This is a genomic window from Ottowia caeni (assembly GCF_050821495.1).
GTDB classification, from domain to species: Bacteria; Pseudomonadota; Gammaproteobacteria; order Burkholderiales; family Burkholderiaceae_C; genus Ottowia; species Ottowia caeni.
The window spans coordinates 1378621-1402410 of the sequence record NZ_CP151080.1 but is presented as its reverse complement, the minus strand read 5'-3'; the positions used below and the strand labels follow the sequence as shown (position 1 = coordinate 1402410).

Genomic DNA, 23790 nt, shown 5'->3' with positions numbered 1-23790 from the left:
CCTGTTTCACGCTCAAGCGGCTTTTCGGGGTGCCATTTGTGCAACCCACTCACGCGGAGCCAACGGGAAGTTCAGGCGTTCGCGGGATTCGTAGTAACTTTGTGCCACCGCACGCGCCAGGTTGCGAATGCGGCCGATATAGGCGGCGCGCTCGGTCACTGAAATGGCGCCGCGCGCATCCAGCAGGTTGAAGGTATGCGCTGCCTTCAGCACCTGCTCGTAGGCTGGTAGAGCCAGTTGCTGCTCCATGAGGTGCTTGGCTTGCTTCTCGTGTGCGTTGAACGCAGTGAAGAGAAAGTCTGCATCCGAATGCTCAAAGTTATAAGCCGACTGCTCCTGCTCGTTTTGCAGGTAGACATCGCCATAGCTGAGGTTGTCGGTCCAGGCGAGGTTGAAGACGTTGTCGACGCCCTGGAGGTACATGGCCAGGCGCTCCAGGCCGTAGGTGATTTCGCCCGTGGCAGGCCGGCAGTCGATACCGCCCACCTGCTGAAAATAGGTGAACTGCGTGACTTCCATGCCGTTGAGCCACACTTCCCAGCCGAGACCCCAGGCGCCGAGCGTGGGGTTTTCCCAGTCGTCTTCCACGAAGCGGATATCGTTCTTCTTGAGATCGAAGCCAAGCGCTTCGAGCGAACCCAGATACAGCTCCAGAATGTTGGCGGGCGCGGGCTTAAGCACCACCTGAAACTGGTAGTAGTGCTGCATGCGGTTGGGGTTCTCGCCGTAGCGGCCATCTTTGGGGCGGCGGCTGGGCTGCACGTAGGCAGCTTTCCACGGTTCGGGGCCAATGGCCCTCAGGAACGTGGCTGTATGCGAGGTACCAGCGCCCACCTCCATGTCGTAGGGCTGCAGGAGCGCGCAGCCTTGCGCGTCCCAGTATTGCTGGAGCTTGAGGATGATCTGCTGAAAGGTGAGCATGGCGGCTGAAAGCGCGGCAAGAAAAGAGGAAATCGCGGCATTTGAATAGCCGCGCAAAGTGTTGATTCTACGGATAGGGAATCGCCGAAGGAGAAAATGGGCCCCGGCAGGGCGCTCTTCTCCCGCTATTGCCTGCGTGAAGACCGGGATCGTACGACAAGCTGCCCCAGCACCAGCCCCAGGCATAGCCCCCACAGAGGCCACAGGCCCAGGCGCGAAGCCCACCACGCGAATGGCGTCAGGTGGGTGCGCCCCTCGAACTCTGCCTGCAACGCACCCCGCGTCAGGCGCGGCAGCTCGTGCGTCACTTGCGCCCGGTGGTCAATCACAGCGGTGGCTCCTGTGTTGGTGGCCCGCAGCATGGGACGCTCGAATTCCAGGGCGCGCATGCGGCTGATCTGCAAGTGCTGGTCAATTGCCACGCTGTCACCAAACCAGGCAATGTTGCTCACATTGACAAATGCCGTGGGCGCATCCGCCGGAACGGCAAAGCGCGCTGCCAGCTCTTCACCAAACAAATCTTCATAGCAAACGTTGGGCGCCAAGCGCTGGCCTTGCCACTCGAACGAAGGCTGGCCGACAGCGCCTCGCGCAAAGTCGCCCAGCGGAATGTTCATCATTTGCGTGAACCACCTGAAGAACGGTGGAATGAATTCGCCAAAAGGCACCAAATGGTGCTTGTCGTACCGGTACGGCTGAGGCTGGCCGGGTTTGAAACCGACCACCGAGTTGGTGTAACCGGCCTCCATGTCGCCTAATGGAACCCCCATCAATGCCGCCTGCGTGTCGCTGCCATAGCGCTCTTCCAGCGCCTCCCAGTAACCCGAGGGCAGCTGGCTGGGCAGCACTGGCAGGGCGGTTTCGGGCGCCACCACCAAGGTGGCCTCGGCGTCGCGCAATTGTTCGCCGTACCAGCGCAGCGAATCGATCACGCCGGTGCCTGCTACGAATTTCTCGTCTTGTGGAATGTTTCCCTGCAGCAGCTCCACGCTCATTACTGCAGGTCGCACCTCGGCGGATGCGTCTGCGCACAGATTAACGGCGCAGTGCCGAGCCGTCCAGCCCGCTCCAGCCAAGACCAGCAGCAGTGCTGCTCCGGCATAGACACGCCAGCCCCTCCAATCAAATTGCGGAGCCCGCACAAGCAACGCGGCCAATGCCGCCGCCACGAAGCCGATACCGTACACGCCCGCGTAGCGAGCCAGGAAAGCAAGTGGCCCATCTACGTGCGCATAGCCGCCGGCGCCCCATGGAAAGCCTGTGAACCAGTTGCCGCGAGCCAGTTCAGCCAGGGTCCATAACGCAGCGAACAACAGCGCGGAGCGCATGCCCCCGGGTCGCTTTCCAGGCGGCAGCAACGCCATGAATGCGGCGCAGGCGAGCCCGTAGTAAAGTGCCAGCAGCCCGGCCAACCCGAGGACCGCAGCCGCCGCCAGCATGGCGTTCAATCCGCCGTAGGTGTGCATGGAGATGAACAGCCACCAGAAGGTGCCGGCCAGCCAACCAAGCGCAAAAACCCAGCCCAGCCGGAAACCACGCCAGCTAGCGCCAACGGCAGGCGACTCGGCCTGTCGCAGCAGCGGCCACGCCAAAAAGGCCAGACTGAGAATCTGAAGCCACCAGTGCGGCCGCCCAGTCCACGGATCGGCCATGGAAAGCGCCTGCGCAAAGCCGGCCGCCAGAGCCATCAGGGATGGGCCTAGCCCTTGGACAAGTCGCATGCAGACCGGTTCAGGATTTACTCAAAGGCGCCAGCCGGGCTCACCTTGAACCAGCGTACGGCCCCGCCTTTGGTGTGCAGCACATAGAAATCAAGGCCACCCAATTGCAGGCGCTCGCCACGCTTGGGCACATGGCCCATCTCGTGCGCGATCAAGCCCCCGATGGTGTCGAAATCGACATCCAGGTCGCTGTCGGTGGGCGTCCCCAACTGCACGTTGAAGGATTCGTTGACGCGCTCCAGCGGCGTATCTCCGGCCACGCGCCAAGTGTTGTCCGCCAGGGCAAAAATGTCGCCCTCGTCGGCATCGATGTCAAACTCGTCTTCGATCTCGCCAACGATCTGCTCCAGCACGTCCTCGATGGTGATGAGCCCTGCCGTTCGGCCAAACTCGTCGACGACAATGGCCAGGTGGTTGCGGTTGATCCGGAACGTCCTGAGCAGGTCGTTCAGCCCTTTGCTCTCGGGCACGAACACCACTGGGCGCAATAAAGTGCGAATATTCAGGTCGGGCGCGCGCTGCAGCTTCAGCAAATCCTTGGCCAGCAGGATGCCAATTACGTTCTCGCGCTCTCCCTGGAAGACGGGGAAGCGCGAATGCGCCGTGGTAATGACTTCGCGCAGCAACTCCTCGTAAGGAGCATCAATATCCAGAAGATCCATGCGCGGAGCCGCCACCATGGCGTCGCCAGCGGTCATGTCGGCCAAACGAAGAACGCCTTCCAGCATGATCCGGCTCTCGGCGTTGATCACCTCGTTGTCCTCGGCCTCTGCCAGAGTTTCGATCAACTCGTCTGTGGAATCAGGGCCAGGGTTGATAAATTCAACCAGCTTCTGGAACAGGCTGCGCTTATCTTCACGCTCGGCGTGAGAGCGAGACGCTCGCTCGGGGTGGGGGTCAGCCACGGTCTGGGAGTGCAGGACGTGCAGTAGTTTCGAAGCGCCTTAGCATAGCGGAAAAATAAAACGCCCCGTCGATTGGGGCGTCATTGCGCAGCTCGATGGTCCGTTTTCAGGCTTAACTGCCCGCCTTGTGACGCGCATCTTGCACGCCCGAGCGCACCTGCTGCATGAAGCCCAGCAGATCACGCATTTGCGAAAACTCGGACTTGAGCCAGTAATCGATTTGGCCGAACTGCCCTGAAACCAGCTCGTTCAGCCTTGTCTCCAGGCTTGCCACTGGAAGTTTCAAGTAGCACTCGCTTTCGCTGCCTTCTCGCTCCACCGTGGCGCCAGCTTTGCGCGCGATCCGGATCATGGGGGCATTTTCGGACAACGCATGAACGTAAAGCATTCTTACGCCGTCGTTGACCGCATGTATGGCCGCCCGCTCAAACAGGCGCGAGCCGTAGCCACGACCGCGCGCATGCTTGGACACCGAAACTCCAAACTCCGAATAGCCGCAGCGCTGAAAATCTTCAGGGTTAGCCAAATGAGCCACAGCTATGAGCTCCAGCCTGCGGTTGAAAATACCGAAAACTTGGTCACGTTCGAAATCGACCCCCTCGACGTACTTGGCAATTTGCCGATCGGTCGCGGTGTAGCCAAAGCGCAGGTAGCGATCATGCTCATCCAGCGCGAGCAAGTGGCGCAAGAATTGCTCGCGATAACGAGGGCCAATTTCACGAATCGGCACGAGAGCGGGAGAGTTACCCGCCAGAGAGCGGTTTTTGGTTTCCATGACCACCATATTAGGGTTTATATCTAGAACCAAAACTCCAAACACGCATTTTTTGTTGCAATGCAACATAACGTGCACTTCTACCGGAAAATTCTCACGAAACTCTGCGGCGGCTGCCAGAGTGCTCCTCGATTCGCGTGATCAAACCGGGTACGCTGTGGTGGTCTTGACCCGGTCCATGACAAAGCTGGTCTTGCAGTCCTGCACGGAAGGGTGCCGCAACAGCGTATCCATCATGAAGCGGGAGTAAGCCGCCATGTCCGCCACGACCAGGCGCAGCAAATAGTCCATTTCCCCGGTCAGCGCCACGCATTCCACCACCTCGGGCCAGCCCTGCACGCTGGCCCGAAACACATCCATGGGGTTGCGCTTGACGCCCTCAGCCTGTTTCTCCAGGCGCACATTGACGTAAGCCACCAGCCCCAGCCCCAGCGACTCGGGCCTGAGCAGGGCGACGTAACGCGCAATAACCCCCGTGTCTTCCATTCGTTTGATGCGCCGCAGGACGGCCGAGGCCGACAGACCGATGCGCTCACCGATGGCCTCGCAGGTTTCGCGGCCGTTGGCCTGAAGGCTGGAGAGGATGGAGCGGTCCAGTTTGTCGAGGGAGGGAGCATTCATGCCAATGAGTTTCCTGAGAGGAACCAGCTTCAATTCTGACACATGCGCACAATTTCAGCGCTATTCGCTAAATCAACGCACTATTTCATCTTTAAAAACAGAAATCTCCCTCAGGTACGCAGGAATACTGAAGCCTGCGCAAACTACAGTATTGGGCTTTGACACCGATCAATCAGGAGACAGCGCCATGAGCCAATCATCCGCAGCCGCGACACCCGACACTTGGGACAACCCTATGGGCACCGATGGCTTCGAATTCATCGAATACGCGGCCCCTGATCCCCAGGCAATGGGCGCCTTGTTCGAGCGGATGGGCTTCACGGCCGTGGCCAGACACCGGCACAAGAACGTACTGCTCTACCGTCAGGGTGAGATCAACTTCATCATCAATGCAGAGCCTGACAGCTTTGCTCAGCGCTTCGCCCGCCTGCACGGCCCAAGCATCTGCGCGATCGCGTTTCGCGTGCAGGATGCCAAGAAGGCCTACGAACGCGCGCTAAGCCTGGGTGCATGGGGTTATGCAGGCCATGCAGGACCGGGGGAGCTGAACATTCCCGCTATCAAAGGCATCGGCGACTCGATCATCTATTTGATCGACCGCTGGCGTGGCAAAAATGGGGCTAACGAGGGCGATATCGGTAATATCGGCTTCTACGACGTCGACTTCGAGCCCCTGCCCGGCGTGAAGGGCTCAGCGGCCATCAGCCCAGAGGGCTACGGTATGACCGTGATCGACCACCTGACGCATAACGTGCACAAAGGCCGCATGGCGGAGTGGTCAAGCTTCTACGAACGCCTGTTCAACTTCCGCGAAGTCCGCTACTTTGACATTGAGGGGCAGGCCACCGGCGTCAAGAGCAAGGCCATGACCAGCCCTTGCGGCAAGATCCGCATACCGATTAATGAAGAGGGTAACGAGAACAAGGGCCAGATCCAGGAATACCTTGACACCTACCAGGGCGAGGGGGTGCAACACATCGCCCTGGCCACCCGGAACCTATACGACACGGTCGATGCACTGCAAATGGCGGGCATCAAACTGCTTAACACCAGCGAAACCTACTACGAACTGCTGCCCAAGCGCATTCCGGGTCTGCGGGAGCCAATCGGCGAATTGCAGGCGCGCAACATCCTGGTAGACGGCCAGCCGGATGAGCTGCTGCTGCAAATATTCAGTGAAAACCAGCTGGGCCCGATCTTCTTCGAGTTCATCCAGCGCAAAGGCAATGAAGGCTTCGGAGAGGGCAACTTCAAGGCCCTGTTCGAGACCATGGAGCTGGATCAGATGCGTCGGGGTGTGGTGGCAGCGCCCCCTCGTCTGCGATCTAAGCATTCGCGCCATCCGCCCTTGCCAGGAAAGGGCGTCGGCTAGGGGAAAGGCGCGCTTTCGGAAGACTGGGACGACGGCAAGCCAAATGCCAACGCCCCCAGGGCGCCTTGCAGCAGCCCGTAGAGGCCATAGATCATGGCGGCACCCACGGCAGCCGCCGGGGCGACGCCAAACGGCGCCAGGGACGCCACCGCTGCCGCCTCGCGGGTACCCCAGCCTCCAACGCTGACAGGCAGCGCTGCCATCAAGAAAATGGGCGCCACCGCGAAAGCCCAGACCGCGGGTGACAAACGCACGCCCAAGGCCAACGCGCCTGCCGCCAGCGCCGTGGCCGACAAGATCTGGACCACCGCCGACATCAGCGCCTGTGTCGCAACCTGCGCTGCAAAATCCGGCCGATCGGCAACGGCGCGGAGCGGATCAAACCAGCCCCCGCGTCGCCCCGGAAAGAGACGCAGCACCCGCGGCAGTAGCCAGGGCAACACCAACCAGGCCAAGGTAGCTGCCAGCGCCAGCGCGGCCAGCCAGGCAGGCGCCAAGTGCGTCACAGCCCCCAGAACGCCCGCACAAAGCACCACGCCAAACCCTCCAATGACGCACAGCATCCACAGGCCACTGGCCCGGTCCAGAATGACCGACCAGGTGGATGCCAAAGCGTTCTGGCCGGCTTTTCGCAGCATCACAGCGCGGTAGACGTCGCCGCCCACCACTGCCCCAGGCAGCAGCGCATTCAGCCCCATAGACTGAAAATACCAGCGCTGCGCATCGCGCGGGCTGAGTTCAGTGCCTAGCCAACGCGCCAGCGCCCGCCAGCGCAACGCCGAGATGGCGTTGGAAGCGATGCCCGCCGCCAGCCCGAAGAGCAACCAGCCCGGATTCGCCTGACGAAATGTGGTCATTACACGCGCCGGATCTGCCAGCGCCAGCACAATACCCAGCAGGGCCAACCCCAGCAGGCCGCGCAGCAGCGCTTTGCGTGGCCGCTTCACACCGAGCGCACGGGTGCAGGCGAAGATGCTGGCGACGTTGCCACCGGCTCCGCCTGGCCACCGCTGTATTCCTTTGCGTGGTACTGCGGCGCGCCACCTGCCTCGTGATAGATGCGCATGAGCAACTCCCCCATCAAACCAGCCGCAATGAACTGCATGCCCATCAGCACCAGCATCACGCCAAGCAGCAGCAGGGGCCGCCCGCCGATATCCTCGCCTGTAAGCTTGAGGGCGAGCAGCCAGGTCAGGATCGCTGTTCCAGGTGCAGCCAGCCATAGCCCCACACCACCAAAGGCATGCAAGGGGCGCTGGCGGTAGCGCATGAAAAACACTATCAGGATCAAGTCGAGAATGACGCGGAACGTGCGATCAATGCCGTACTTGGAAACACCGCGCGTGCGCGCATGATGACGGACCGGCACTTCGGTGATGCGTGCACCAGCCTCCCGTGCCAGCGAGGGAATGAAGCGATGCAATTCCCCATACAGCCGGATGCGGTCGATGATCGGCCGCCGATAGGCTTTCAGGGCGCAGCCGTAATCGTGCAGGTGCACGCCTGTGGAGCGGGAGATCAGCCGGTTGGCAATTCGCGAGGGCAGTTTGCGTGAGATCTCAGCATCCTGACGGTCCTTTCGCCAGCCGCTCACCATGTCGACCGTGGAATCCGCCTCCAGCCGCTCGAGCAGCAGCGGAATGTCCGCCGGTTCATTCTGCAGGTCGGCATCCAGCGTCACCACGTAGCGGCCACGCACGCGGTCAAAACCGGCCTGCAGCGCACTCGATTGCCCATAGTTTCGCACCAGGCAAATGGCGCGCAACCAGGGGTATTCCGCGCTCAGCTGGCGCAGCAATTCGGGACTTCCGTCGGTGGAACCGTCATCCACGGCCAGCAGTTCAAACGACAGCGTCTGGCTGGCCATGGCCTTGAAAATCCGCTCGGCCAGCTCGCGCAGGTTGTCAACTTCGTTGTAGATCGGCACCACGATGGAAACATCTGGCACCGCTTCGAGGTCATAAATCATGAGTGAATTGTGCCTTGCACCGAAGGAGGCGTAGCACGCGGTACGATCCGCGCTTGTCTTTTTTGCCTGTCATGAACACATTTCACCCGCGGACGGCGCCAGCTGCCAGCACTCTCATTGCCCAACCGCTCCTCTGGCTGATGCTTCTTGCGGCAGCCCATGTGGTCGTGCGCGTGGCGATTTCCCCATCCCTCAAATGGGATGAGGCCGAGCAAATGCTCTGGTCACAGCACCTCGCCCTGGGTTACGGATCCCAACCTCCCCTCTACACCTGGCTTCAATGGGCCGCCAATGCAGTGCTGGGGCCGAGTGTGCTTTCCCTGTCGGTGCTCAAGCATGCCGCACTGGCACTAACCTACGTGTTCATGTGGGGCGCTGCGCGCGAGCTGCTCGGCCCGCGAGGCGCCTGGTGGGCGTCGGCCAGCATGTTGCTACTGCCCCCCTGGGATGGTATTCGGTGCGCGACCAGACGCATTCAGTCCTGGTCACCGCGATGACCTGCGCTTCCTGGTGGTTGCTGATCCGGCTGGTAAAGCGGCCGCGACCGCTGGATTTTGCACTGCTGGGGCTGGTGTTCGCCCTGGGCATGCTCTCCAAGTACAGCTTTGCCATGGTGGCCGGCACGATGGTTTTAGCCGCTTTGACAGTGCCCGAGGCACGACGCGCATTGCTCTCGCGCGGCTGGTGGTGGACGCCGCTCGTGGCCACCCTGATCCTGTTGCCACATGCCACCTGGCTGGCGACCCACTTGCAGGAAGCCACGACAGAAACCCTGAACAAAATGCAGATACAGCCCGATGCCTCTATGGGTAAGGGCCTGCTCAGCCTGCTGACCGTGCTACTGGGTGTGGCTTTGCTTTGGGTGCTGGCGGCTTTGTGGGCATTCCGGTCCGCCTGGTGGCAGCGCCCCCTTGCACCCGCCGCACCGTGGCTGACGCTGGTGTTCAAGCGATATTTCGCCTTGATCCTGCTGACGCTGCTGGGAATGGTGCTGTTGGGTGATGTCAGTAACTTCAGAGAACGCTGGATCCTGCCGCTGCTGTGCTCGCTGCCGCTGATGGCCTTTACCGCTCGACCCGAATTGCAGGGGCATCCGAGAGCCAGCCGCTACACCGCTGCCGTGGCAGCGTTTGCCGTGCTGCTACTGGCAGCTGCGGGCGGCAGACTGTGGTTCGGCCTCATGCGCGGCGATGCCGACGAGCTAAACCACCCAGTGGTCGAACTGGCCGCCAGGCTGCAGGAAGCAGGGTACGACGGGCGCAGCCCCATCATTGCCGCTGATCACATGCTCGCCGGCTCTCTGCGCACCCGCTTTCCTGCAGCGTCCACGCAAGCCTGCGCCGCGCGCGAGGGTGACGATGTTCCCGCCTGCGTCGCCGCCGTGGCTGAGCGCGCGCGCAAAACCGGCCAGGGTTGGCTGCTGGTGTCGCGTGCTGACCGCCTGGAGCCGGAATGGTGGAGCCTTGCGCAAAGCCGAGTCGAGTCCGTGGCGGTGCTAGGGGTCAAACTACCCTTTATCCAGCTAGGCAAGCTGCCTCCGGCGTACTATCAGTTTGCTTGGCATCCGGCCAAGGAGCAACCATGAGCGAAATTCTGGTCACCGGCGCAGCCGGCTTCATAGGCATGCATGCGTGCGAGCGACTGCTTGCGCGTGGGGAAACGGTGTTCGGCATCGACAACCTGAACGCCTATTACGACGTGGCGCTGAAGGAAGCACGCCTGGCCCAACTGGCAGCGCACCCCCGCTTCAAATTCGAACGCATGGACGTCGCCGACCGGGAGGGCATGGTCGCGCTATTCGAGCGCACTCGGCCGCGGCGCGTTCTGCACCTGGCCGCACAGGCCGGCGTGCGCTACTCGATTCAGGCGCCTCACGCCTACGTGGATTCGAACCTGGCCGGCTTCGTCAACGTACTGGAAGGCTGCCGGGCGCACCCTGTCGAGCACCTGGTATACGCAAGCAGCTCCAGTGTGTACGGTGGCAATGCGAAACTGCCGTTCTCAGAGCGCGACGCAGTGGACCACCCGATCAGCCTATATGCCGCCACCAAGCGAGCCAACGAGCTGATGGCGCACACGTACAGCCACTTGTTCGGCATGCCGGCCACAGGGCTGCGATTCTTTACCGTTTATGGGCCATGGGGGCGCCCCGACATGGCTCTGTTCAAGTTCACCAAGGCGATACTCGCCGGTGAGACGATAGATGTCTACGGCCATGGCAAGCTGCTGCGCGATTACACTTACGTAGACGATATCGTTGAAGGGGTGTTACGTGTTCTCGACAGACCCGCCACCCCCGATCCGGGCTACGATCCGCTGGCACCCAACCCCGCCACGAGTGCCGCGCCACATAGGGTCTTCAACATTGGCAACAGCACGCCCACGATTTTGACGGACTACATTGCGGCTCTCGAATCCGCGCTGGGCATGAAAGCCGTTCAGCGCATGCTGCCAGAGCAGCCGGGCGATATGCACAGCACGGCAGCAGACACCACCGCCCTCGCCCAATGGGTGGGCTTTGCGCCCGCAACGCCGGTGCGCGAGGGCGTGGCGCGTTTCATCAATTGGTATCGGAATTTTTACTCATCATGAAAGTAACCGTTTTTGGCACCGGCTATGTCGGCCTGGTTCAGGGGGCCGTACTGGCTGACGTGGGGCATGACGTTACCTGCGTCGACATCGACGCAGACAAGATCGCCCGTCTGCAAGCCGGTGAAATTCCCATTCACGAGCCCGGCCTGGCCCCTCTGGTGCAAGAAAACTACGCCGCAGGTCGGCTGCACTTCACCACAGACGCGACAGAAGGCGTGGCTCATGGGGAGGTGATTTTCCTGGCCGTAGGCACGCCCCCCGACGAAGACGGCAGCGCCGATCTGAAGCACGTGCTGGCGGTGGCACGCACCATTGCCCAACACATGGATGGCCCGCGCACGTTGGTCAATAAATCCACAGTGCCTGTGGGCACCGCCGACCGCGTCGCAGAAGCGGTGCGCGAGGTGTTGCAAGAGCGTGGTGTGGATATTGCGTTCGACGTCGTCTCCAATCCCGAATTCCTGAAGGAAGGCGCGGCCGTGGCTGACTGCAAGCGACCCGACCGGATCGTGATCGGCACGCAAAACCCGGATTCAGAAGCTCGCCTGCGCGAACTGTACGCACCCTTCAACCGCAATCATGACAAGATCGTGGTCATGGATGTGCGCAGCGCCGAGCTGACCAAATACGCCGCCAACGCCATGCTGGCCACCAAGATCAGCTTCATGAACGAAATCGCCAACCTGGCCGAGCGCCTGGGAGCGGACGTGGAGGCCGTGCGCAGGGGCATCGGCAGCGACCCTCGTATCGGCTACCACTTCATCTACCCCGGCCTGGGCTACGGTGGCAGTTGTTTTCCGAAAGACGTCAAAGCGCTGATCCATACAGCGCGCAGCGCGGGCTTCACGCCTGAAGTCATGCTGGCGGTGGAGCGGCGCAATGAAGCGCAGCGGAAGGTGCTGTTCGATCGAATCCATGCCTTCTATGGCGGCAACCTGAAAGGCAAGGTGGTTGCATTGTGGGGACTGGCGTTCAAGCCGAACACCGACGACATGCGCGAAGCCCCCAGCCGCACGCTGATGGAGGCGCTCTGGAACGCCGGCGCACGCGTGCAGGCGCACGACCCGGTGGCCATGCAGGAAGCTCTTCGTGTGTACGGTGAGCGCGCCGACTTGACGCTGGCCGCCTCACCCATGGCCGCGCTGGAAGGCGCAGACTGCCTGGCCATCGTCACCGAATGGCAAATCTTCCGCGCGCCAGACTTCGATCAGATGGCTCGCCTGCTCAAGGACCGCATGGTATTCGACGGCCGCAACCTCTACGCCCCGGACCTGGTCGCCCGACATGGGCTGGGTTACTCCTCGATCGGCCGCGCGGCCCAAGGGCCTGCATCGGGCAACCAAAGTTAAGGCTGAAGGCGGCGCTGAAAAAGCCTTCCTGCCAAGCGGGCTGAGCCTTGCTCGCTCAAGCATCGGCTCTCAGGGGCCTGCATTTACAGCGCGTGCGATACGAGCCTGAAATCCGGGTCTTCGGGGTAAGCCTTGATGGTAAAACCCAGACTTTGCATGAGCTTGAGCATGGCGCCGTTGCGAGTCAGCACGAGGCCGATGATTTCCTGCAAACCCTTGTCGCGCGCCGCCTCCATGATGCTGTGCATCATGCGTGTACCCAAGCCCTGACCGGCAAACGCGTCATCCACCACCAGAGAAAATTCACAACTGGTGTGGTCTGGATTGGTGACGTAGCGCGAAACGGCAATAAATCGCTCACTCATCACCGGATCACCGTCCTCACCCGGTATTTCCTCCTTGATGACGGCGCAAAGCGCCATCTCGCGGTCGTAGTCGATCAGGGTGAAGCGCGAGAGCATGCCGGAAGGTAGCTCCGCCATGCTGGAGACGAAGCGGAAGTAACGGCTCTCTGGCGAGAGGCGCTTGGTCATATCCTGGAGCATCTGCGCATCCCCGGGTCGGATCGGTCGCACCGTGTACTCGCCACCCCGCGCAGCGGCCAGATTTGCTCGTAGCGCGCCGGGTACGGCAGGATCGCCAGATGACCGTAGTTGCGCCCATGCGTGCTGGAGCTGGTGCCAATGGCCGGAGCCGCATGGCCGACGACAATACGCGCATCCACTGCCACCGCGCCATGCTCATCGACAATGATGGGGTTGATGTCCATCTCGCGCAGCTGCGGCAACTCGCACACCATTTCGGACACACGCAGCAGTACTTGTTCCAGCGCCTGCATGTTGATGGCCGGTGCGCCGCGCCACTCTCCCAGCGTCTCGGCCACACGCGCACGCTCGATCAGCCGATGCGCCAGAAACTGGTTGAGCGGGGGCAACTCCATGGCACTGCCCCCCATCAGCTCAATCATGGTGCCACCGGACCCAAACGCAATCACCGGGCCGAACGGGTCGTCAGTGACGACACCGATATAAAGCTCACGGCCTCGCTGCATCTTCGCCATGGCCTGCACGGTGACGCCGTTGATGCGCGCCTCGGGTCGGGAGCGGGCAACGGCGGCCGTCATGTCCTGATAGACATCACGCACTGCGGTGGCATTCATCACGTTCAGCGCCACACCGCCCACGTCGCTCTTGTGGCTGATGTCGGGAGAATCGATTTTCAGCGCCACCGGAAAGCCCTGCTGGGCAGCGATCATCATGGCTTCACCAGGCGTGCGTGCCAAGATGGTGGTCGTGACTGGAATATGAAAAGCAGCCAGCAGCGACTTTGACTCCATTTCCGTCAGTGTCTGGCGCCGCTCTGCCAGCACGCTCTCGATCAGAAGCCGAGCCCCCTCCACATCGGGAGCCGCCAACTGAGTCAGCGGAGGCGGGGTTTGCTGCAGAAGCTGCTGATTCTGGTAGAAACTGGCGATATTGCCGAAGGCGCCGACCGCAGCCTCGGGAGTGCGGTAAGTTGGAATCTGCGCTTCGGCCATCTGCGCCCGTGCGGGGCCCACCGATGCATCCCCCATCCAGCAGCTGACCAGTGGCTTGGACAACTTGGGCCTTGCCTGAATCAAGACATCGGCAATGGCCTGCGCATCACCTCCGAACTTGGGTGAATAAATCACCAGCACGCCATCAATCCCCTTGTCGCTAGCTGCCGCCTCCAGGGCAGCGCGATAGTGCTCGGGCAGCGCGTCTTCGGAGACGTCGATCAAATCGGCCAGCGATGCATGGGCTGGCAGCTTGGGAACCAGCGCCCGCGCCTTTTCCGCAGAGAGCACGCCCAACTCCAAACCGATCTCGCTCACCCAATCGGCCGCCAATACGCCAGGCCCGCCGCCGTTGGTGACAATGGCCAGCCGCTTTCCCACCGGCCGATAGCGCGAAGCCAGGCATTTGGCTGCCGAGAAAAGCTCGACAAACGAGCGTACCCGCACAGCGCCCGCGCGGCGCAGCGCCGCGTCGAACACCGCGTCGCTGCCGACGATGGACCCGGAGTGCGTTTGCGCTGCCGCGTTGCCAGCCAACTTTCGCCCGGACTTGAGAATCACCACCGGTTTACTGATGGCTGCGGCGCGCAAAGCGCTCATGAAACGGCGAGCATTGGTGATGCCCTCCAAGTAAACCACGATGGCGTGAGTGTGCCGATCACTCGCCAGGAAATCCAGCACATCAGCTATGCGCAGCACACTGTGCGGCCCTACCGACACCACGCTGGAAAAACCAACCTTGTTCTGGCGAGCCCAATCGAGAATGGAAGCGGTCAGCGCGCCAGATTGGGACACCAGCGCCAGCGGACCCGACTTTGCGAGTGGCCCGAGGGTGCTGGCATTCAGAAGCTGCGCGGGGCGCTGAAAGCCTTGGCTATTGGGGCCAAGCAACATCACCCCGTGGCGCCTCGCGGTACGCGCCATCTCGGCAGCCTGAGCTGCGCCTATTCCAGCCGACAGCACCAACGCTGCCTTGCACTTGATGCGGCCAGCCAGTTCCAACGCGGCCATGACCTCCTCGGGCGGCAGAGCGATGATCGCCAGATCCGCACGCGCCTGCGCCAGTTCGCCGAGTGTGCCGGTCGTGTGCGTGCTGAGTTCAGTGACGGTTCCCTTGAACGCCTGCGCCCTGAATCCCTCCAGCAAGGCTCGTGCATGCAAGGACAAGGACGCATTTGCTGCATCCCCCGCCTGCTCCGCGAACACAACCACCGACTCGGGATCGAAAAGTGGACTGAGGTAATGCTGTTCCATGGTGGCGTTCAAAGATTCCGGGATGAATATCTAATTGTGCGCCCTCAACACGTCAACACGTCAGGACGCATCGTCATCCGACGAGGGCAGGTACAGGCGCAGTCGTGCGCCCCCCATGGGAGAGGCCAGGGCCTGTACGCTGCCGCCGTAGGTCTGCACCAGCGCACGCACGATGTCCAGCCCCAGCCCGAAACCCGGGCGTTGCTCATCCAGCCTGATCCCGCGCTCGAACATGCGCCCGCGCAACGCCTCTGGAATACCAGGGCCATCGTCGTCCACGTCAATGCATAGCTGCCCCGCCTCGCGTTGCACATTCACCACAACACGGGAACGCGCCCACTTCCCGGCGTTGTCGATCAGGTTGCCCAGGAGCTCGTATAGATCCTGCTCTTCACCGCGAAACCCACCTTCCTGCGCCTGGGGCGCAAGCTCGAACTCGATCGACCGGTCGACATGCAGGCGTTGCATGGTGCGCAGCAGCGCCTGAACCGGCGCCAGCACCGGTGTGCGCAGTCCGGTGGCGCGCACCGCAGCGGCTGCGCGGGCTCGCGCGAGGTGGTAGCCCACCTGACGGCGTGCGCTGCCCACCTGTTCTTGTACCAGCTGCGCCAAGGGACCACTGCCCTGCGCGGCGGCATTGGCTAGAACGGACAACGGCGTATTGACCGCGTGCGCCAGGTTGCCTGCTTCGGTGCGGGCACGCTGAACCATGTCGGCGTTTTCGGTCAGCAAGTGGTTGAACTCGCTGACCAGGGGCTGCAACTCCCGCGGAAAACTCCCTTCAATCTGCACAGCGTCACCACTGCGCACAGCCGCCAGACGCGCGCGTAGCAACCTGAACGGACGCAGGGCCAGTTGCAGCTGCACCGCCACCGCCACCGCCATGGCTGCGGCCAGCATGCCCAGCGCGATCAGCAACAAGCGAGTAAAGCGCTGCAGAGGCTCGGCCAACAGTTCCTTGTCACCTGCCACGGACAAGCGAAGCGGCGGTGCCGTGTCTTCAGGCAATTGCAGTGTGCGCGCCACAATCAGGAGCGTGTGATTCTGCGCGTCGCGTATTTGCAGCACGCGGTGACCACCCGCGGGGTAAGCGCCGGAATCGGGCGGAAGCGCCAGCACCTGATCCCATAGCGAACGTGATCGCGCGACGGCGGTCTCTGGCGCGGCGCCCAAACGGTCGATCTGCCAGTAAAGGCCCGACAACGGCTGCGCCAAACGCGGATCTGCCGGAGCGGGTGCCACGACGGGAGTGCTCTGCGGCGACCAGTCCACGACTGCACTGAGCTGATCCAATTGCGTTACCAGTTGCGCCTGCAACTGTTGGGTGATATGTTCCTGGAACAGCGTGCGCAGTGCCCAGCCAGCAAGCACGATGCTGAGCAGCATCCAGGCCAGCGTACCCGCCAGCAGGCGTAGTCTCAGCGAACCACCGTTCGCTTTTCCTGACCGCATGGCACCACCCCCGGAAGGAACGCGGGTTTCCTGGGACCCACCCTGCTCTGCGCTCATGCTGGCGTGCCGACCGCTGACGCACCCTCTTCCACCAGCCGGTAACCCAGACCACGCACGGTCTCTATGCAGCCCGGCGGCAGCTTCTTGCGCAGACGACCCACAAAAACTTCTATGGTGTTGGAGTCACGGTCACTGTCGTGTGGATAAATGTGCTCTGACAACTCCGTCCGCGAAAGCACCTGCCCCTTGCGCTGCATGAGGAGCGACAACAGCTTGAACTCGTGGCTGGTGAGAGTGAGCGGCAGCCCGTCGACCAGCACACGCGCCTGACGCGTGTCCAGCCAGATCGGGCCGCACTGCCACTGTGCGGTGGCGTGTTCACCCAGTCGGCGAAGCAATGCGCGCAGGCGGGCCAGCAACTCCTCCATGTGAAAGGGCTTGGCCAGGTAGTCATCGGCGCCCGCGTCCATGCCCGCCACTTTTTCGTGCCAGGCGCTGCGGGCAGTGAGAATGAGCACCGGCATGTTGCGCCCCGCTGCGCGCCAGCGTCGCAGCACCGACAGTCCGTCGAGCACTGGCAGACCAAGATCAAGCACCACGGCATCGAACTCTTCCACCTCGCCAAGGTAGTGCGCTTGTGCGCCGTCTGTGGCGGACTCCACGGTGTGGCCGGCCGCGGCAATGGCCTCTACCAACTGCGCACATAGCGTGGGTTCGTCTTCAACTACGAGTATGCGCATGCCTATTCTTGTCGCCTTATTTGCGTTTTACCTTCAGCACCCGACCGTCGGCGGCGTCGACCTCAAGTTTGGCCATGCGGCCGTCTTTCTGCAACAAGCGGATCTCATAGAAGAAACGCCCATCGTCTTCCTCGAACTCCACCTTGAGGACCTGGCCCTGATACTCGCGCTCTATTTTGTCAAGCACGGTGCGCAACGGCAACACCTGACCGCGTTCCAGCGCCTGGCGTGCCAGTTCATGGTCGCCACGGTCATCAGCATTCAGCAAACCGCCCGCAGCGACTCCCAAGGCCAAGAACAGTAGAGCAACAAAGCGACGGATTTTCCTCATGATGGAACGTTTATAGGCGCACACAGATGAACGGCAGATGAACGCCGCCTTCAGCATGAATTCATGTGGACTTTTACAAAATTGTGGTCAGCCCTGGAACATACATCAGCATGAACAAGCCGGGGCATCACATCACTCATGTTTGTCGTTCATCTTTGCATCTATCTCACCGGAGGAAATTTTCCATGAAACAAACTCCCTTCTTCCTCGCCCTGTGCGTGGCCCTGGCGTCCGCTCCTGCACTTGCAGACGATGACTGCGAAGTGCCAGCAAAACAATGGCAATCGCGCGACGCGGTTCTGCAGCACGCCAACCGTCAGGGCTGGCAGGTGCAACGGATCAAGATCGATGACGGCTGCTATGAAATACGCGGCCGCGACGACAAGGGCCGCGCCTTCAAAGCCAAGCTGGACCCTCAGACCCTGCAAGTGGTGAAGATGAAACTACGTGACGACGATGACGATCACGAGCGCAAACGCCGCCGTGAGTCCGACTCCACCAAGAGCCAAGGCACTACGCCCTCGATCACCCCGCCCCCGAACCCCGTGCTCACTCCCGGCACCACGCCGCGCGGTCAAGTCGAGTAGGTCCAATCATTCCCTGCACATCGGAGATCAACCATGTCCACAAAACCTCTATTGACCGCCATCGCTGCAGCTTGCGCACTGACTGTTCCGGCACTGGCGCACAGCCGTCAGGTCACGCTCACGACCCAACTCAAGAACTACGGGGGCGACGGCGCCTACCTTGCCATCTACGTCACCGATGCGAAAGGCGCCTACGCTGGCACGCTGTGGGTGGCGGGCGGCAAGGCCAAGTATTACAAGCATCTGGCAGACTGGAAACGCCTTTCGGCCAGCGACGCCAATCGCGTCCAGGGTGTGACAGGCGCCAGTGTGGGCGCTGGCCGCACCCTCAAAGTCACGGCTGATCTGGCAGACGCGCTGATCAACGCAGGCTACGAAATCCGCATCGACGCCGCTGCGGAAGACATGCGCGACAGCCCTTCCGAGATCCGCGTACCGCTATCTTCCACTCAGGCAGGCAAGCCGCAAGCCGGCAAGCAATACATCCAGTCATTCACCTATCAACTGCAGTAAGAGGTCCACATGATTTGGCGACTGGTTCATCGCTGGCTGGGTCTGGTGGCGGGCACGCTTGCCGTGGTGCTGGGCATCACGGGAACGTTGCTAGCCCTTGATCCGCTGCGCAATGCGTGGCAATCGACACCGGCTGCGCCGGATTTACCGGTTGCCACTTTGGTGGAGCGCGTGCAAGCCAGCACACCGGGGGCCGATGAGATACGCCGCCTGCCCTCGGGTGTTGTGGTGGTTCATGCCTTCAACGGCGATCAGGTGCAAGCGCTGCGCGTAGACCCGGCAGACGGCCATGTGCTGGGAATCTACGAACCGTCCGTGATGCCGCGTTGGATCAAGAACCTGCATCGCGCCCTGCTACTAGACGACCCGGGGCGCGTGACTGCTGCGGTGGTAGCCCTCTCCATGCTGGCACTCTCCGTGTCTGGTCTTGTGCTGATGCTGCGGCGCATGGGCGGCTGGCGACAGCTGGCCGGACCGGTGCGCGGCACGCTCATGCAACGCCTGCACGTCCTGGCCGGTCGAGTGGTGCTGCTGATTCTTGCCTTGTCCGCTGCGGCAGCGCTCTACATGAATGCTGCCACCTTCGGGTTCGTGCAGCTTGAGGCTGGAGCCGAGCCCGACGTGGCATCGGTTCAAAATAATGGACCAACCCTGGCCCCAAATCAACTTCCGCTGCTTCAAAACCTGAACCTCGGAGAACTACGCAAGCTCAATTTTCCCGCCGCCGACGATCCGCTTGACACCTGGCGCGTGACCACCACGCAGGGCCAGGGCTGGGTGGACCGCTACAGCGGCCAGACGCTGGCCTGGCAGGACGCCACGACTGCGCAGCGCGTGTACGACTGGGCGCGCCTTCTGCACACTGGCGAGGGCGCCTGGATCTGGGCGTTGGCGCTGGGCGCCATGGGCGCCAGCATTCCGCTGTTCTGGGCAACGGGCCTGATGATCTGGTGGCAAGCCCGCCGCAGCCGCCCCGTCATTGACAACAACAGCCCGCTGACGCAGGCCGACCACCTGATCTTCGTTGCCAGCGAGGGGGTAGCACCTGGGGCTTTGCGCAAGCCCTGCACAACGCACTGGTGGCGGCAGGCCATCGCGTGCACACCACGTCGCTGGAGCACTGGCGCGTGCCAGCAGACGCCACCCACGTCTTCGTGCTGGCCGCCACGTATGGCGAGGGTCAGGCGCCCGCCCACGCCACGCGAGCACTGGACGCTATCGCACGCCAACCCGTCACAGACGCCAAAGTGGCTGTCTTAGGCTTTGGTGATCGGCAGTTCCCCGCCTTCTGTGCCTTTGCCGAGGTACTGGAACAGGCACTGGGCCGCCAAGGCTGGCATTCGCTACTGCCACTGGAGCGCATCCACCAGCAATCAGCGCAAGAGTTCTCTCGCTGGGGACAGACACTTGCGCAAACACTGGGGCAGACCCTCGACTTGACCTACCAACCCCGCATACCGCGCACATCGGCTCTCACGCTGATCGCACGGCAGGACTTCCCCGGTGGCGCGGGCGAACCCGCCGTCATCCTGCGCTTCGCCTTGCCCGATCGTGGCCTGCAGCGATTTGTCGCGGGCGACCTGCTCGGCATCGTGCCACCCGGTGCGCACGCAGTGCCGCGCTATTACTCCCTGGCCTCGGGCTCCCGCGATGGCTTCGTGGAGATCTGCGTGCGCCACATGCCCGGCGGAGCGTGCTCTACCTACCTCCACGGCCTGCAGCCTGGCGACAGCGTTCAGGCCTTCATTCGCCCCAACCCCAGCTTTGTGCTTTCAGGATCACGAAAACCGGTCCTGCTGATTGGCGCCGGCACAGGCGTGGCACCACTGGCTGGGTTCATTAGGGGCAATGCGCACAGGCCAATGCACCTGTACTACGGTGCGCGCGACCCGGCACGAGACCTCTACTTCGGCCAGGAACTGCAAGCATGGCAATCGGAAGGCCGCCTGAGCGGTCTGCACACGACGTTCTCGCGCATCCCTGATGGCGGCGGCTATGTACAAGAAGCCCTGCGCCGCGACGGAGCCCGCGTGCGCGACCTGGTGGCAAATGGCGCCATCGTGCGGGTATGCGGCAGCCGTGCCATGGCCCAGGGGGTGGCACAGGCGCTGAACGACATCTTGGCCAGCGTCGGGCTGAGCGTGGACCAACTTAAAAAGCGGGAACGATATGCTGAAGACCTGTTCTGACACTCAGCGCTTGACGCTGCACGGTCCGACCATGGGCACGCGCTGGTCCGTCACCTGCGACGCCGCGCAGGTGACGGACGTCCAATCACTGCAACTGGTCCTGGCCTCTGCCGTGCAGGAGGTGGACACGCAAATGTCGCCATGGCTGCCTCAAAGCGACCTGAACCGCCTTAACCACGCTTCACCCGGCCCTTGGCTACCCCTGCCGCCTCAGATTCTGGAAGTATTGAAATGCGCCCTGGACATCTGCCGGCTGAGCCACGGCGCATTCGACCCCGCCATGGGCTCTCTGGTCGACGCCTGGGGATTTGGCCCGGTGCGCGACACACCTGATGCAACAGCGATTCGCGCCGCCACTGAGGTCGCACGACCGCCAACGTACGACGCCCTGGAACTCGACCTCACCGCAGGCCGAGCCCGCAAACATGCGCCGTTGCAGCTAGACCTATGCGGCATTGCCAAGGGCTATGCCGTCGATCGCATGACTTCTGTCCTGGAGCAACAGGGAGTTAGTAGCGCTCTGGTGGCACTGGACGGTGAACTGCGCGCCCTGGGTACCCAATCCAGCGGCCAGCCGTGGGCCGTGGCCCTGGAAAGGCCCGACGCAGGGCGCCGTGCCGTACACAGCGTGGTTGAGTTGCAGGACCTCGCGGTAGCCACATCAGGCGACTACCGGAGGTACCTGGAGGTGGGCAACGTGCGCCTGTCACACACCATGGATGCTCGCACCTTCGCGCCCGTGCGCAACGAGGTGGCGTCGGTCACGGTCCTGGCACGAACCTGCATGCACGCCGACGCCTGGGCCACGGCCCTCCTCGTCGCCGGCCCCGGTGAAGGCTTGGCGCTGGCCCAGCGGATGGGGCTGGAAGCACTGTGGCTGCTGCGCCGCGGCGGCGGACTGGTGACGCTCGGGCTTGGGCGGTTTGCTGGCAAATTCCCAAGCACCGATGTGCCCCAGGAACTAAACTGAATCAGAGTTAAGCCAGCGCACTGCGTGAACGCTCCATGAATTTCCCGTTCAGCAGGGGTTCACCACTCTCCGCGCAAACTGTCAGCACAGTCACTTCAGACTGCCATTACTGGAAAAGGAGATCATCATGCATTCAACCATCTCGCTCGCCGCGATCGGAATGTTGGCGGCTGTCCTGAGCGCACCGGTACTCGCCACAGATCGTGACCAAGGCAACGACCGCCAACGCGTACGTGAGCAAGCGCAAAGCACCCGCTGCATCCTCGGTCGCGGCCAGGGCATGCAGGAGATTACCAACAGTGCAAGCTCACCGCACCGTGCCTCCGGGTGGCGGTACTTCTCCGATCCTGTGGAATGCCGCGCCGTCGTCATCAGTCCGCAGGGGGATTATTACTACAGCCACGGCAAAGGCTTGCGCTGGGTAGCGGGTTCGCCATCGGAAATCTGACTCTTATTCGAGGCCGACAAGCCCCAGAATACCCCAGGGTCGCCAAGACTGAGACAATGTCGGCCCATGAGCTTCGCCCCTTTGCAAAACGACACCTTCTTGCGCGCCTGCCTTGGCCAGGACACCTCCCACACTCCCGTCTGGCTCATGCGCCAGGCGGGGCGCTATCTGCCTGAATACTGCGCCACGCGCGCCAAGGCGGGCAGCTTCATGGGGTTGGCCACCAATGTCGACTACGCCACCGAGGTCACACTCCAACCACTGGCACGTTATCCGCTGGATGCCGCCATTCTGTTCTCCGACATTCTCACGGTGCCAGACGCCATGGGCCTGGGCCTTTCCTTTGCACAGGGTGAAGGCCCAAAATTCCAGCATACGGTGCGCGACGAAGCGGCCGTAGCGCAGCTGGCGGTGCCCGACATGGACAAGCTCCGCTACGTATTCGACGCCGTCACCTCCATCCGCAAGGCCCTCAACGGCCGCGTACCTCTGATCGGTTTTTCAGGAAGCCCCTGGACGCTGGCCTGCTACATGGTTGAAGGCGGCGGCTCCCAGGATTACCGCGCCGTCAAAACGCTGATGTACGCCCGCCCGGACCTGATGCACAAGATCCTGGCCATCAACGCCGACGCCGTAGCGCAGTACCTGAACCTGCAGATCGACGCCGGCGCGCAGGCCGTGATGATCTTCGACAGTTGGGGCGGCGTTCTGGCCGATGGCGCGTTCCAGGCTTTCAGCCTCGCCTACACAACCCGCGTGCTCGCGCAACTCAAGCGCACCGGCCCCGACGGAGCGGTGGTGCCGCGCATCGTTTTCACCAAAGGCGGAGGCCTTTGGTTGCCCGAAATGCGTGCCCTCGATTGCGACGTGCTGGGCCTGGATTGGACGATGAACCTGAAGACAGCACGTGCCATTGTTTCGGAAGGCGACAGCGGCAAGGCGCTGCAAGGCAACATTGACCCCAATGTACTTTTTGCGCCGCCCGACAGCATTCGTGCGCAGGTAAGGAACGTACTGGACAGCTTCGGCGCCCCCCATACCGACCCAAGCACCCGTGGCTCCACTCATATCTTTAACCTGGGCCACGGCATCAGCCAGTTTACGCCTCCAGAGCACGTGTCTCACCTGGTAGACGAGGTTCACACCCACTCGCGTCGGATGCGCGCCGGCTAAGCACTCGTCGGACCAAGAGCGCTTCCAAAGAGCCTGCCGGATTTAACCTAGATCCGAATCTAGGTTAAAGGCTCATAGCCAGCCGATCCGGCCAAGTCAAGCATTTTTTGGCCTAAAGACAAAAAAAGGCACGTACATTCGCTTTACTTATGCACAAATATCGTGCTTGTTCCAGGGATGGTGACCAACTCTAGTACAAACGACTGTGTTATCGTAAGTTGTTGATCTATATAAAAAACATCGACTGCTTTTTTGATAGGCAAGCTAATGGAAGCGTTGATTCTCAAGGCTTTAGAGCCATAGTCCAGTAGTTTTCAACAAAGTTATCCACAGTTTTTGGGTATGACTCTCAAAACGTAGTTAAAACAAGG

At 62.0% G+C, this 23790-nt stretch carries 21 protein-coding genes and 2 pseudogenes; 12 read left to right on the top strand and 11 right to left on the bottom strand.

Translation table 11 applies throughout. The annotated features are described in order from the left end of the window. Nucleotides 1-12 precede the first annotated feature (12 nt). From glyQ to AAAK34_RS06835, 5 genes are all read right to left on the bottom strand, one after another. On the bottom strand, nt 13-921 hold the full coding sequence (glyQ, locus tag AAAK34_RS06855) for a glycine--tRNA ligase subunit alpha (RefSeq protein WP_231693463.1): 909 nt from the start codon (nt 919-921) through the stop codon (nt 13-15). 125 nt (nt 922-1046) lie between these two features. Continuing rightward, the gene (lnt, locus tag AAAK34_RS06850) at nt 1047-2642 is read right to left on the bottom strand and encodes an apolipoprotein N-acyltransferase (RefSeq protein WP_431777874.1); all 1596 of its coding nucleotides are present in this window, start codon (nt 2640-2642) and stop codon (nt 1047-1049) included. Nucleotides 2643-2659: 17 nt separating this feature from the next. Next, nucleotides 2660-3547: a transporter associated domain-containing protein gene (locus AAAK34_RS06845; protein ID WP_231693465.1), complete on the bottom strand. Its 888-nt coding sequence runs from the start codon at nt 3545-3547 to the stop codon at nt 2660-2662. A 112-nt stretch (nt 3548-3659) separates the two neighbouring features. After that, the gene (locus AAAK34_RS06840) at nt 3660-4322 is read right to left on the bottom strand and encodes a GNAT family N-acetyltransferase (RefSeq protein WP_231693466.1); all 663 of its coding nucleotides are present in this window, start codon (nt 4320-4322) and stop codon (nt 3660-3662) included. Nucleotides 4323-4463: 141 nt separating this feature from the next. After that, nucleotides 4464-4943: an Lrp/AsnC family transcriptional regulator gene (locus AAAK34_RS06835; protein WP_231693467.1), complete on the bottom strand. Its 480-nt coding sequence runs from the start codon at nt 4941-4943 to the stop codon at nt 4464-4466. Nucleotides 4944-5130: 187 nt separating this feature from the next. Between AAAK34_RS06835 and hppD the strand changes: the two genes are divergently transcribed. Beyond that, nucleotides 5131-6315 (top strand): 4-hydroxyphenylpyruvate dioxygenase, encoded by a 1185-nt coding sequence (gene hppD, locus AAAK34_RS06830; RefSeq protein ID WP_431777873.1) that lies wholly within the window; start codon nt 5131-5133, stop codon nt 6313-6315. Here the strand turns inward: hppD and AAAK34_RS06825 are convergent. Both AAAK34_RS06825 and AAAK34_RS06820 read right to left on the bottom strand, forming a co-directional pair. After that, the gene (locus tag AAAK34_RS06825; RefSeq protein ID WP_231693469.1) at nt 6312-7262 is read right to left on the bottom strand and encodes a lysylphosphatidylglycerol synthase transmembrane domain-containing protein; all 951 of its coding nucleotides are present in this window, start codon (nt 7260-7262) and stop codon (nt 6312-6314) included. The genes hppD and AAAK34_RS06825 overlap by 4 nt on opposite strands. Next, complete coding sequence (locus AAAK34_RS06820; RefSeq protein ID WP_231693470.1) at nt 7259-8284, bottom strand: glycosyltransferase family 2 protein; 1026 nt, start codon at nt 8282-8284, stop codon at nt 7259-7261. The genes AAAK34_RS06825 and AAAK34_RS06820 overlap by 4 nt, the downstream gene beginning before the upstream one ends. Before the next feature lie 71 nt (nt 8285-8355). Here AAAK34_RS06820 and AAAK34_RS06815 point away from each other — a divergent pair, with 71 nt between their 5' ends. From AAAK34_RS06815 to AAAK34_RS06800, 4 genes are read left to right on the top strand one after another with little or no spacing between them, the layout of a single operon-like run. After that, complete coding sequence (locus AAAK34_RS06815) at nt 8356-8781, top strand: glycosyltransferase family 39 protein (protein ID WP_431777872.1); 426 nt, start codon at nt 8356-8358, stop codon at nt 8779-8781. Next, a complete protein-coding gene (locus AAAK34_RS06810; protein WP_431777871.1) occupies nt 8694-9869 on the top strand; it encodes a glycosyltransferase family 39 protein in 1176 nt (391 codons plus the stop codon). Before AAAK34_RS06815 ends, AAAK34_RS06810 begins: the two co-directional genes overlap by 88 nt. Next, nucleotides 9866-10876: an NAD-dependent epimerase gene (locus AAAK34_RS06805; protein WP_231693472.1), complete on the top strand. Its 1011-nt coding sequence runs from the start codon at nt 9866-9868 to the stop codon at nt 10874-10876. The genes AAAK34_RS06810 and AAAK34_RS06805 overlap by 4 nt, the downstream gene beginning before the upstream one ends. Beyond that, nucleotides 10873-12225, top strand: a complete 1353-nt coding sequence (locus tag AAAK34_RS06800; RefSeq protein ID WP_231693473.1) for a UDP-glucose dehydrogenase family protein — start codon at nt 10873-10875, stop codon at nt 12223-12225. The genes AAAK34_RS06805 and AAAK34_RS06800 overlap by 4 nt, the downstream gene beginning before the upstream one ends. Nucleotides 12226-12308: 83 nt before the next feature. Here the strand turns inward: AAAK34_RS06800 and AAAK34_RS06795 are convergent. The 4 genes and pseudogenes from AAAK34_RS06795 to AAAK34_RS06780 all read right to left on the bottom strand — a co-directional run bounded on the left by AAAK34_RS06795 (nt 12309) and on the right by AAAK34_RS06780 (nt 17539). Beyond that, a pseudogene (locus AAAK34_RS06795) lies at nt 12309-15016 on the bottom strand (GNAT family N-acetyltransferase). A 60-nt stretch (nt 15017-15076) separates the two neighbouring features. Then, on the bottom strand, nt 15077-16468 hold the full coding sequence (locus AAAK34_RS06790; protein WP_231693800.1) for a sensor histidine kinase: 1392 nt from the start codon (nt 16466-16468) through the stop codon (nt 15077-15079). A gap of 53 nt (nt 16469-16521) precedes the next feature. Further along, entirely contained in the window at nt 16522-17208 is a 687-nt protein-coding gene (locus tag AAAK34_RS06785; RefSeq protein ID WP_231693475.1) for a response regulator transcription factor, read from the bottom strand. Nucleotides 17209-17224: 16 nt separating this feature from the next. Beyond that, complete coding sequence (locus AAAK34_RS06780) at nt 17225-17539, bottom strand: PepSY domain-containing protein (RefSeq protein ID WP_231693801.1); 315 nt, start codon at nt 17537-17539, stop codon at nt 17225-17227. 185 nt (nt 17540-17724) lie between these two features. On the opposite strand from AAAK34_RS06780, the gene AAAK34_RS06775 reads away from it, so the two are divergent. From AAAK34_RS06775 to hemE, 7 genes and pseudogenes are all read left to right on the top strand, one after another. Then, a complete protein-coding gene (locus AAAK34_RS06775) occupies nt 17725-18126 on the top strand; it encodes a PepSY domain-containing protein (RefSeq protein WP_231693476.1) in 402 nt (133 codons plus the stop codon). Nucleotides 18127-18159: 33 nt separating this feature from the next. Continuing rightward, on the top strand, nt 18160-18639 hold the full coding sequence (locus AAAK34_RS06770) for a DUF2271 domain-containing protein (RefSeq protein ID WP_231693477.1): 480 nt from the start codon (nt 18160-18162) through the stop codon (nt 18637-18639). A gap of 9 nt (nt 18640-18648) precedes the next feature. Continuing rightward, nucleotides 18649-19536, top strand: a pseudogene (locus tag AAAK34_RS06765) (PepSY-associated TM helix domain-containing protein); the annotation flags it as partial. Nucleotides 19537-19718: 182 nt separating this feature from the next. After that, on the top strand, nt 19719-20828 hold the full coding sequence (locus AAAK34_RS06760; RefSeq protein WP_431777870.1) for a flavodoxin domain-containing protein: 1110 nt from the start codon (nt 19719-19721) through the stop codon (nt 20826-20828). After that, nucleotides 20809-21798 (top strand): FAD:protein FMN transferase, encoded by a 990-nt coding sequence (locus tag AAAK34_RS06755; protein ID WP_231693479.1) that lies wholly within the window; start codon nt 20809-20811, stop codon nt 21796-21798. The genes AAAK34_RS06760 and AAAK34_RS06755 overlap by 20 nt, the downstream gene beginning before the upstream one ends. 127 nt (nt 21799-21925) lie before the next feature. After that, entirely contained in the window at nt 21926-22246 is a 321-nt protein-coding gene (locus AAAK34_RS06750) for a hypothetical protein (protein ID WP_231693480.1), read from the top strand. A gap of 66 nt (nt 22247-22312) precedes the next feature. Continuing rightward, a complete protein-coding gene (gene hemE, locus AAAK34_RS06745) occupies nt 22313-23419 on the top strand; it encodes a uroporphyrinogen decarboxylase (protein WP_231693481.1) in 1107 nt (368 codons plus the stop codon). The last annotated feature ends 371 nt before the right edge of the window (nt 23420-23790 follow it).

Excerpts from the sequence above, each read along its gene's own strand:
- AAAK34_RS06805 (WP_231693472.1), top strand. The coding sequence starts at position 9,866 with ATGAGCGAAATTCTGGTCACCGGCGCAGCCGGCTTCATAGGCATGCAT.
- AAAK34_RS06820 (WP_231693470.1), bottom strand. The coding sequence starts at position 8,284 with ATGATTTATGACCTCGAAGCGGTGCCAGATGTTTCCATCGTGGTGCCG.
- glyQ (WP_231693463.1), bottom strand. The coding sequence starts at position 921 with ATGCTCACCTTTCAGCAGATCATCCTCAAGCTCCAGCAATACTGGGAC.
- AAAK34_RS06775 (WP_231693476.1), top strand. The coding sequence starts at position 17,725 with ATGAAACAAACTCCCTTCTTCCTCGCCCTGTGCGTGGCCCTGGCGTCC.
- AAAK34_RS06790 (WP_231693800.1), bottom strand. The coding sequence starts at position 16,468 with ATGCGGTCAGGAAAAGCGAACGGTGGTTCGCTGAGACTACGCCTGCTG.
- AAAK34_RS06785 (WP_231693475.1), bottom strand. The coding sequence starts at position 17,208 with ATGCGCATACTCGTAGTTGAAGACGAACCCACGCTATGTGCGCAGTTG.
- AAAK34_RS06800 (WP_231693473.1), top strand. The coding sequence starts at position 10,873 with ATGAAAGTAACCGTTTTTGGCACCGGCTATGTCGGCCTGGTTCAGGGG.
- AAAK34_RS06780 (WP_231693801.1), bottom strand. The coding sequence starts at position 17,539 with ATGAGGAAAATCCGTCGCTTTGTTGCTCTACTGTTCTTGGCCTTGGGA.
- AAAK34_RS06815 (WP_431777872.1), top strand. The coding sequence starts at position 8,356 with ATGAACACATTTCACCCGCGGACGGCGCCAGCTGCCAGCACTCTCATT.
- hemE (WP_231693481.1), top strand. The coding sequence starts at position 22,313 with ATGAGCTTCGCCCCTTTGCAAAACGACACCTTCTTGCGCGCCTGCCTT.
- AAAK34_RS06750 (WP_231693480.1), top strand. The coding sequence starts at position 21,926 with ATGCATTCAACCATCTCGCTCGCCGCGATCGGAATGTTGGCGGCTGTC.
- AAAK34_RS06755 (WP_231693479.1), top strand. The coding sequence starts at position 20,809 with ATGCTGAAGACCTGTTCTGACACTCAGCGCTTGACGCTGCACGGTCCG.
- hppD (WP_431777873.1), top strand. The coding sequence starts at position 5,131 with ATGAGCCAATCATCCGCAGCCGCGACACCCGACACTTGGGACAACCCT.
- AAAK34_RS06835 (WP_231693467.1), bottom strand. The coding sequence starts at position 4,943 with ATGAATGCTCCCTCCCTCGACAAACTGGACCGCTCCATCCTCTCCAGC.
- lnt (WP_431777874.1), bottom strand. The coding sequence starts at position 2,642 with ATGCGACTTGTCCAAGGGCTAGGCCCATCCCTGATGGCTCTGGCGGCC.
- AAAK34_RS06840 (WP_231693466.1), bottom strand. The coding sequence starts at position 4,322 with ATGGAAACCAAAAACCGCTCTCTGGCGGGTAACTCTCCCGCTCTCGTG.
- AAAK34_RS06770 (WP_231693477.1), top strand. The coding sequence starts at position 18,160 with ATGTCCACAAAACCTCTATTGACCGCCATCGCTGCAGCTTGCGCACTG.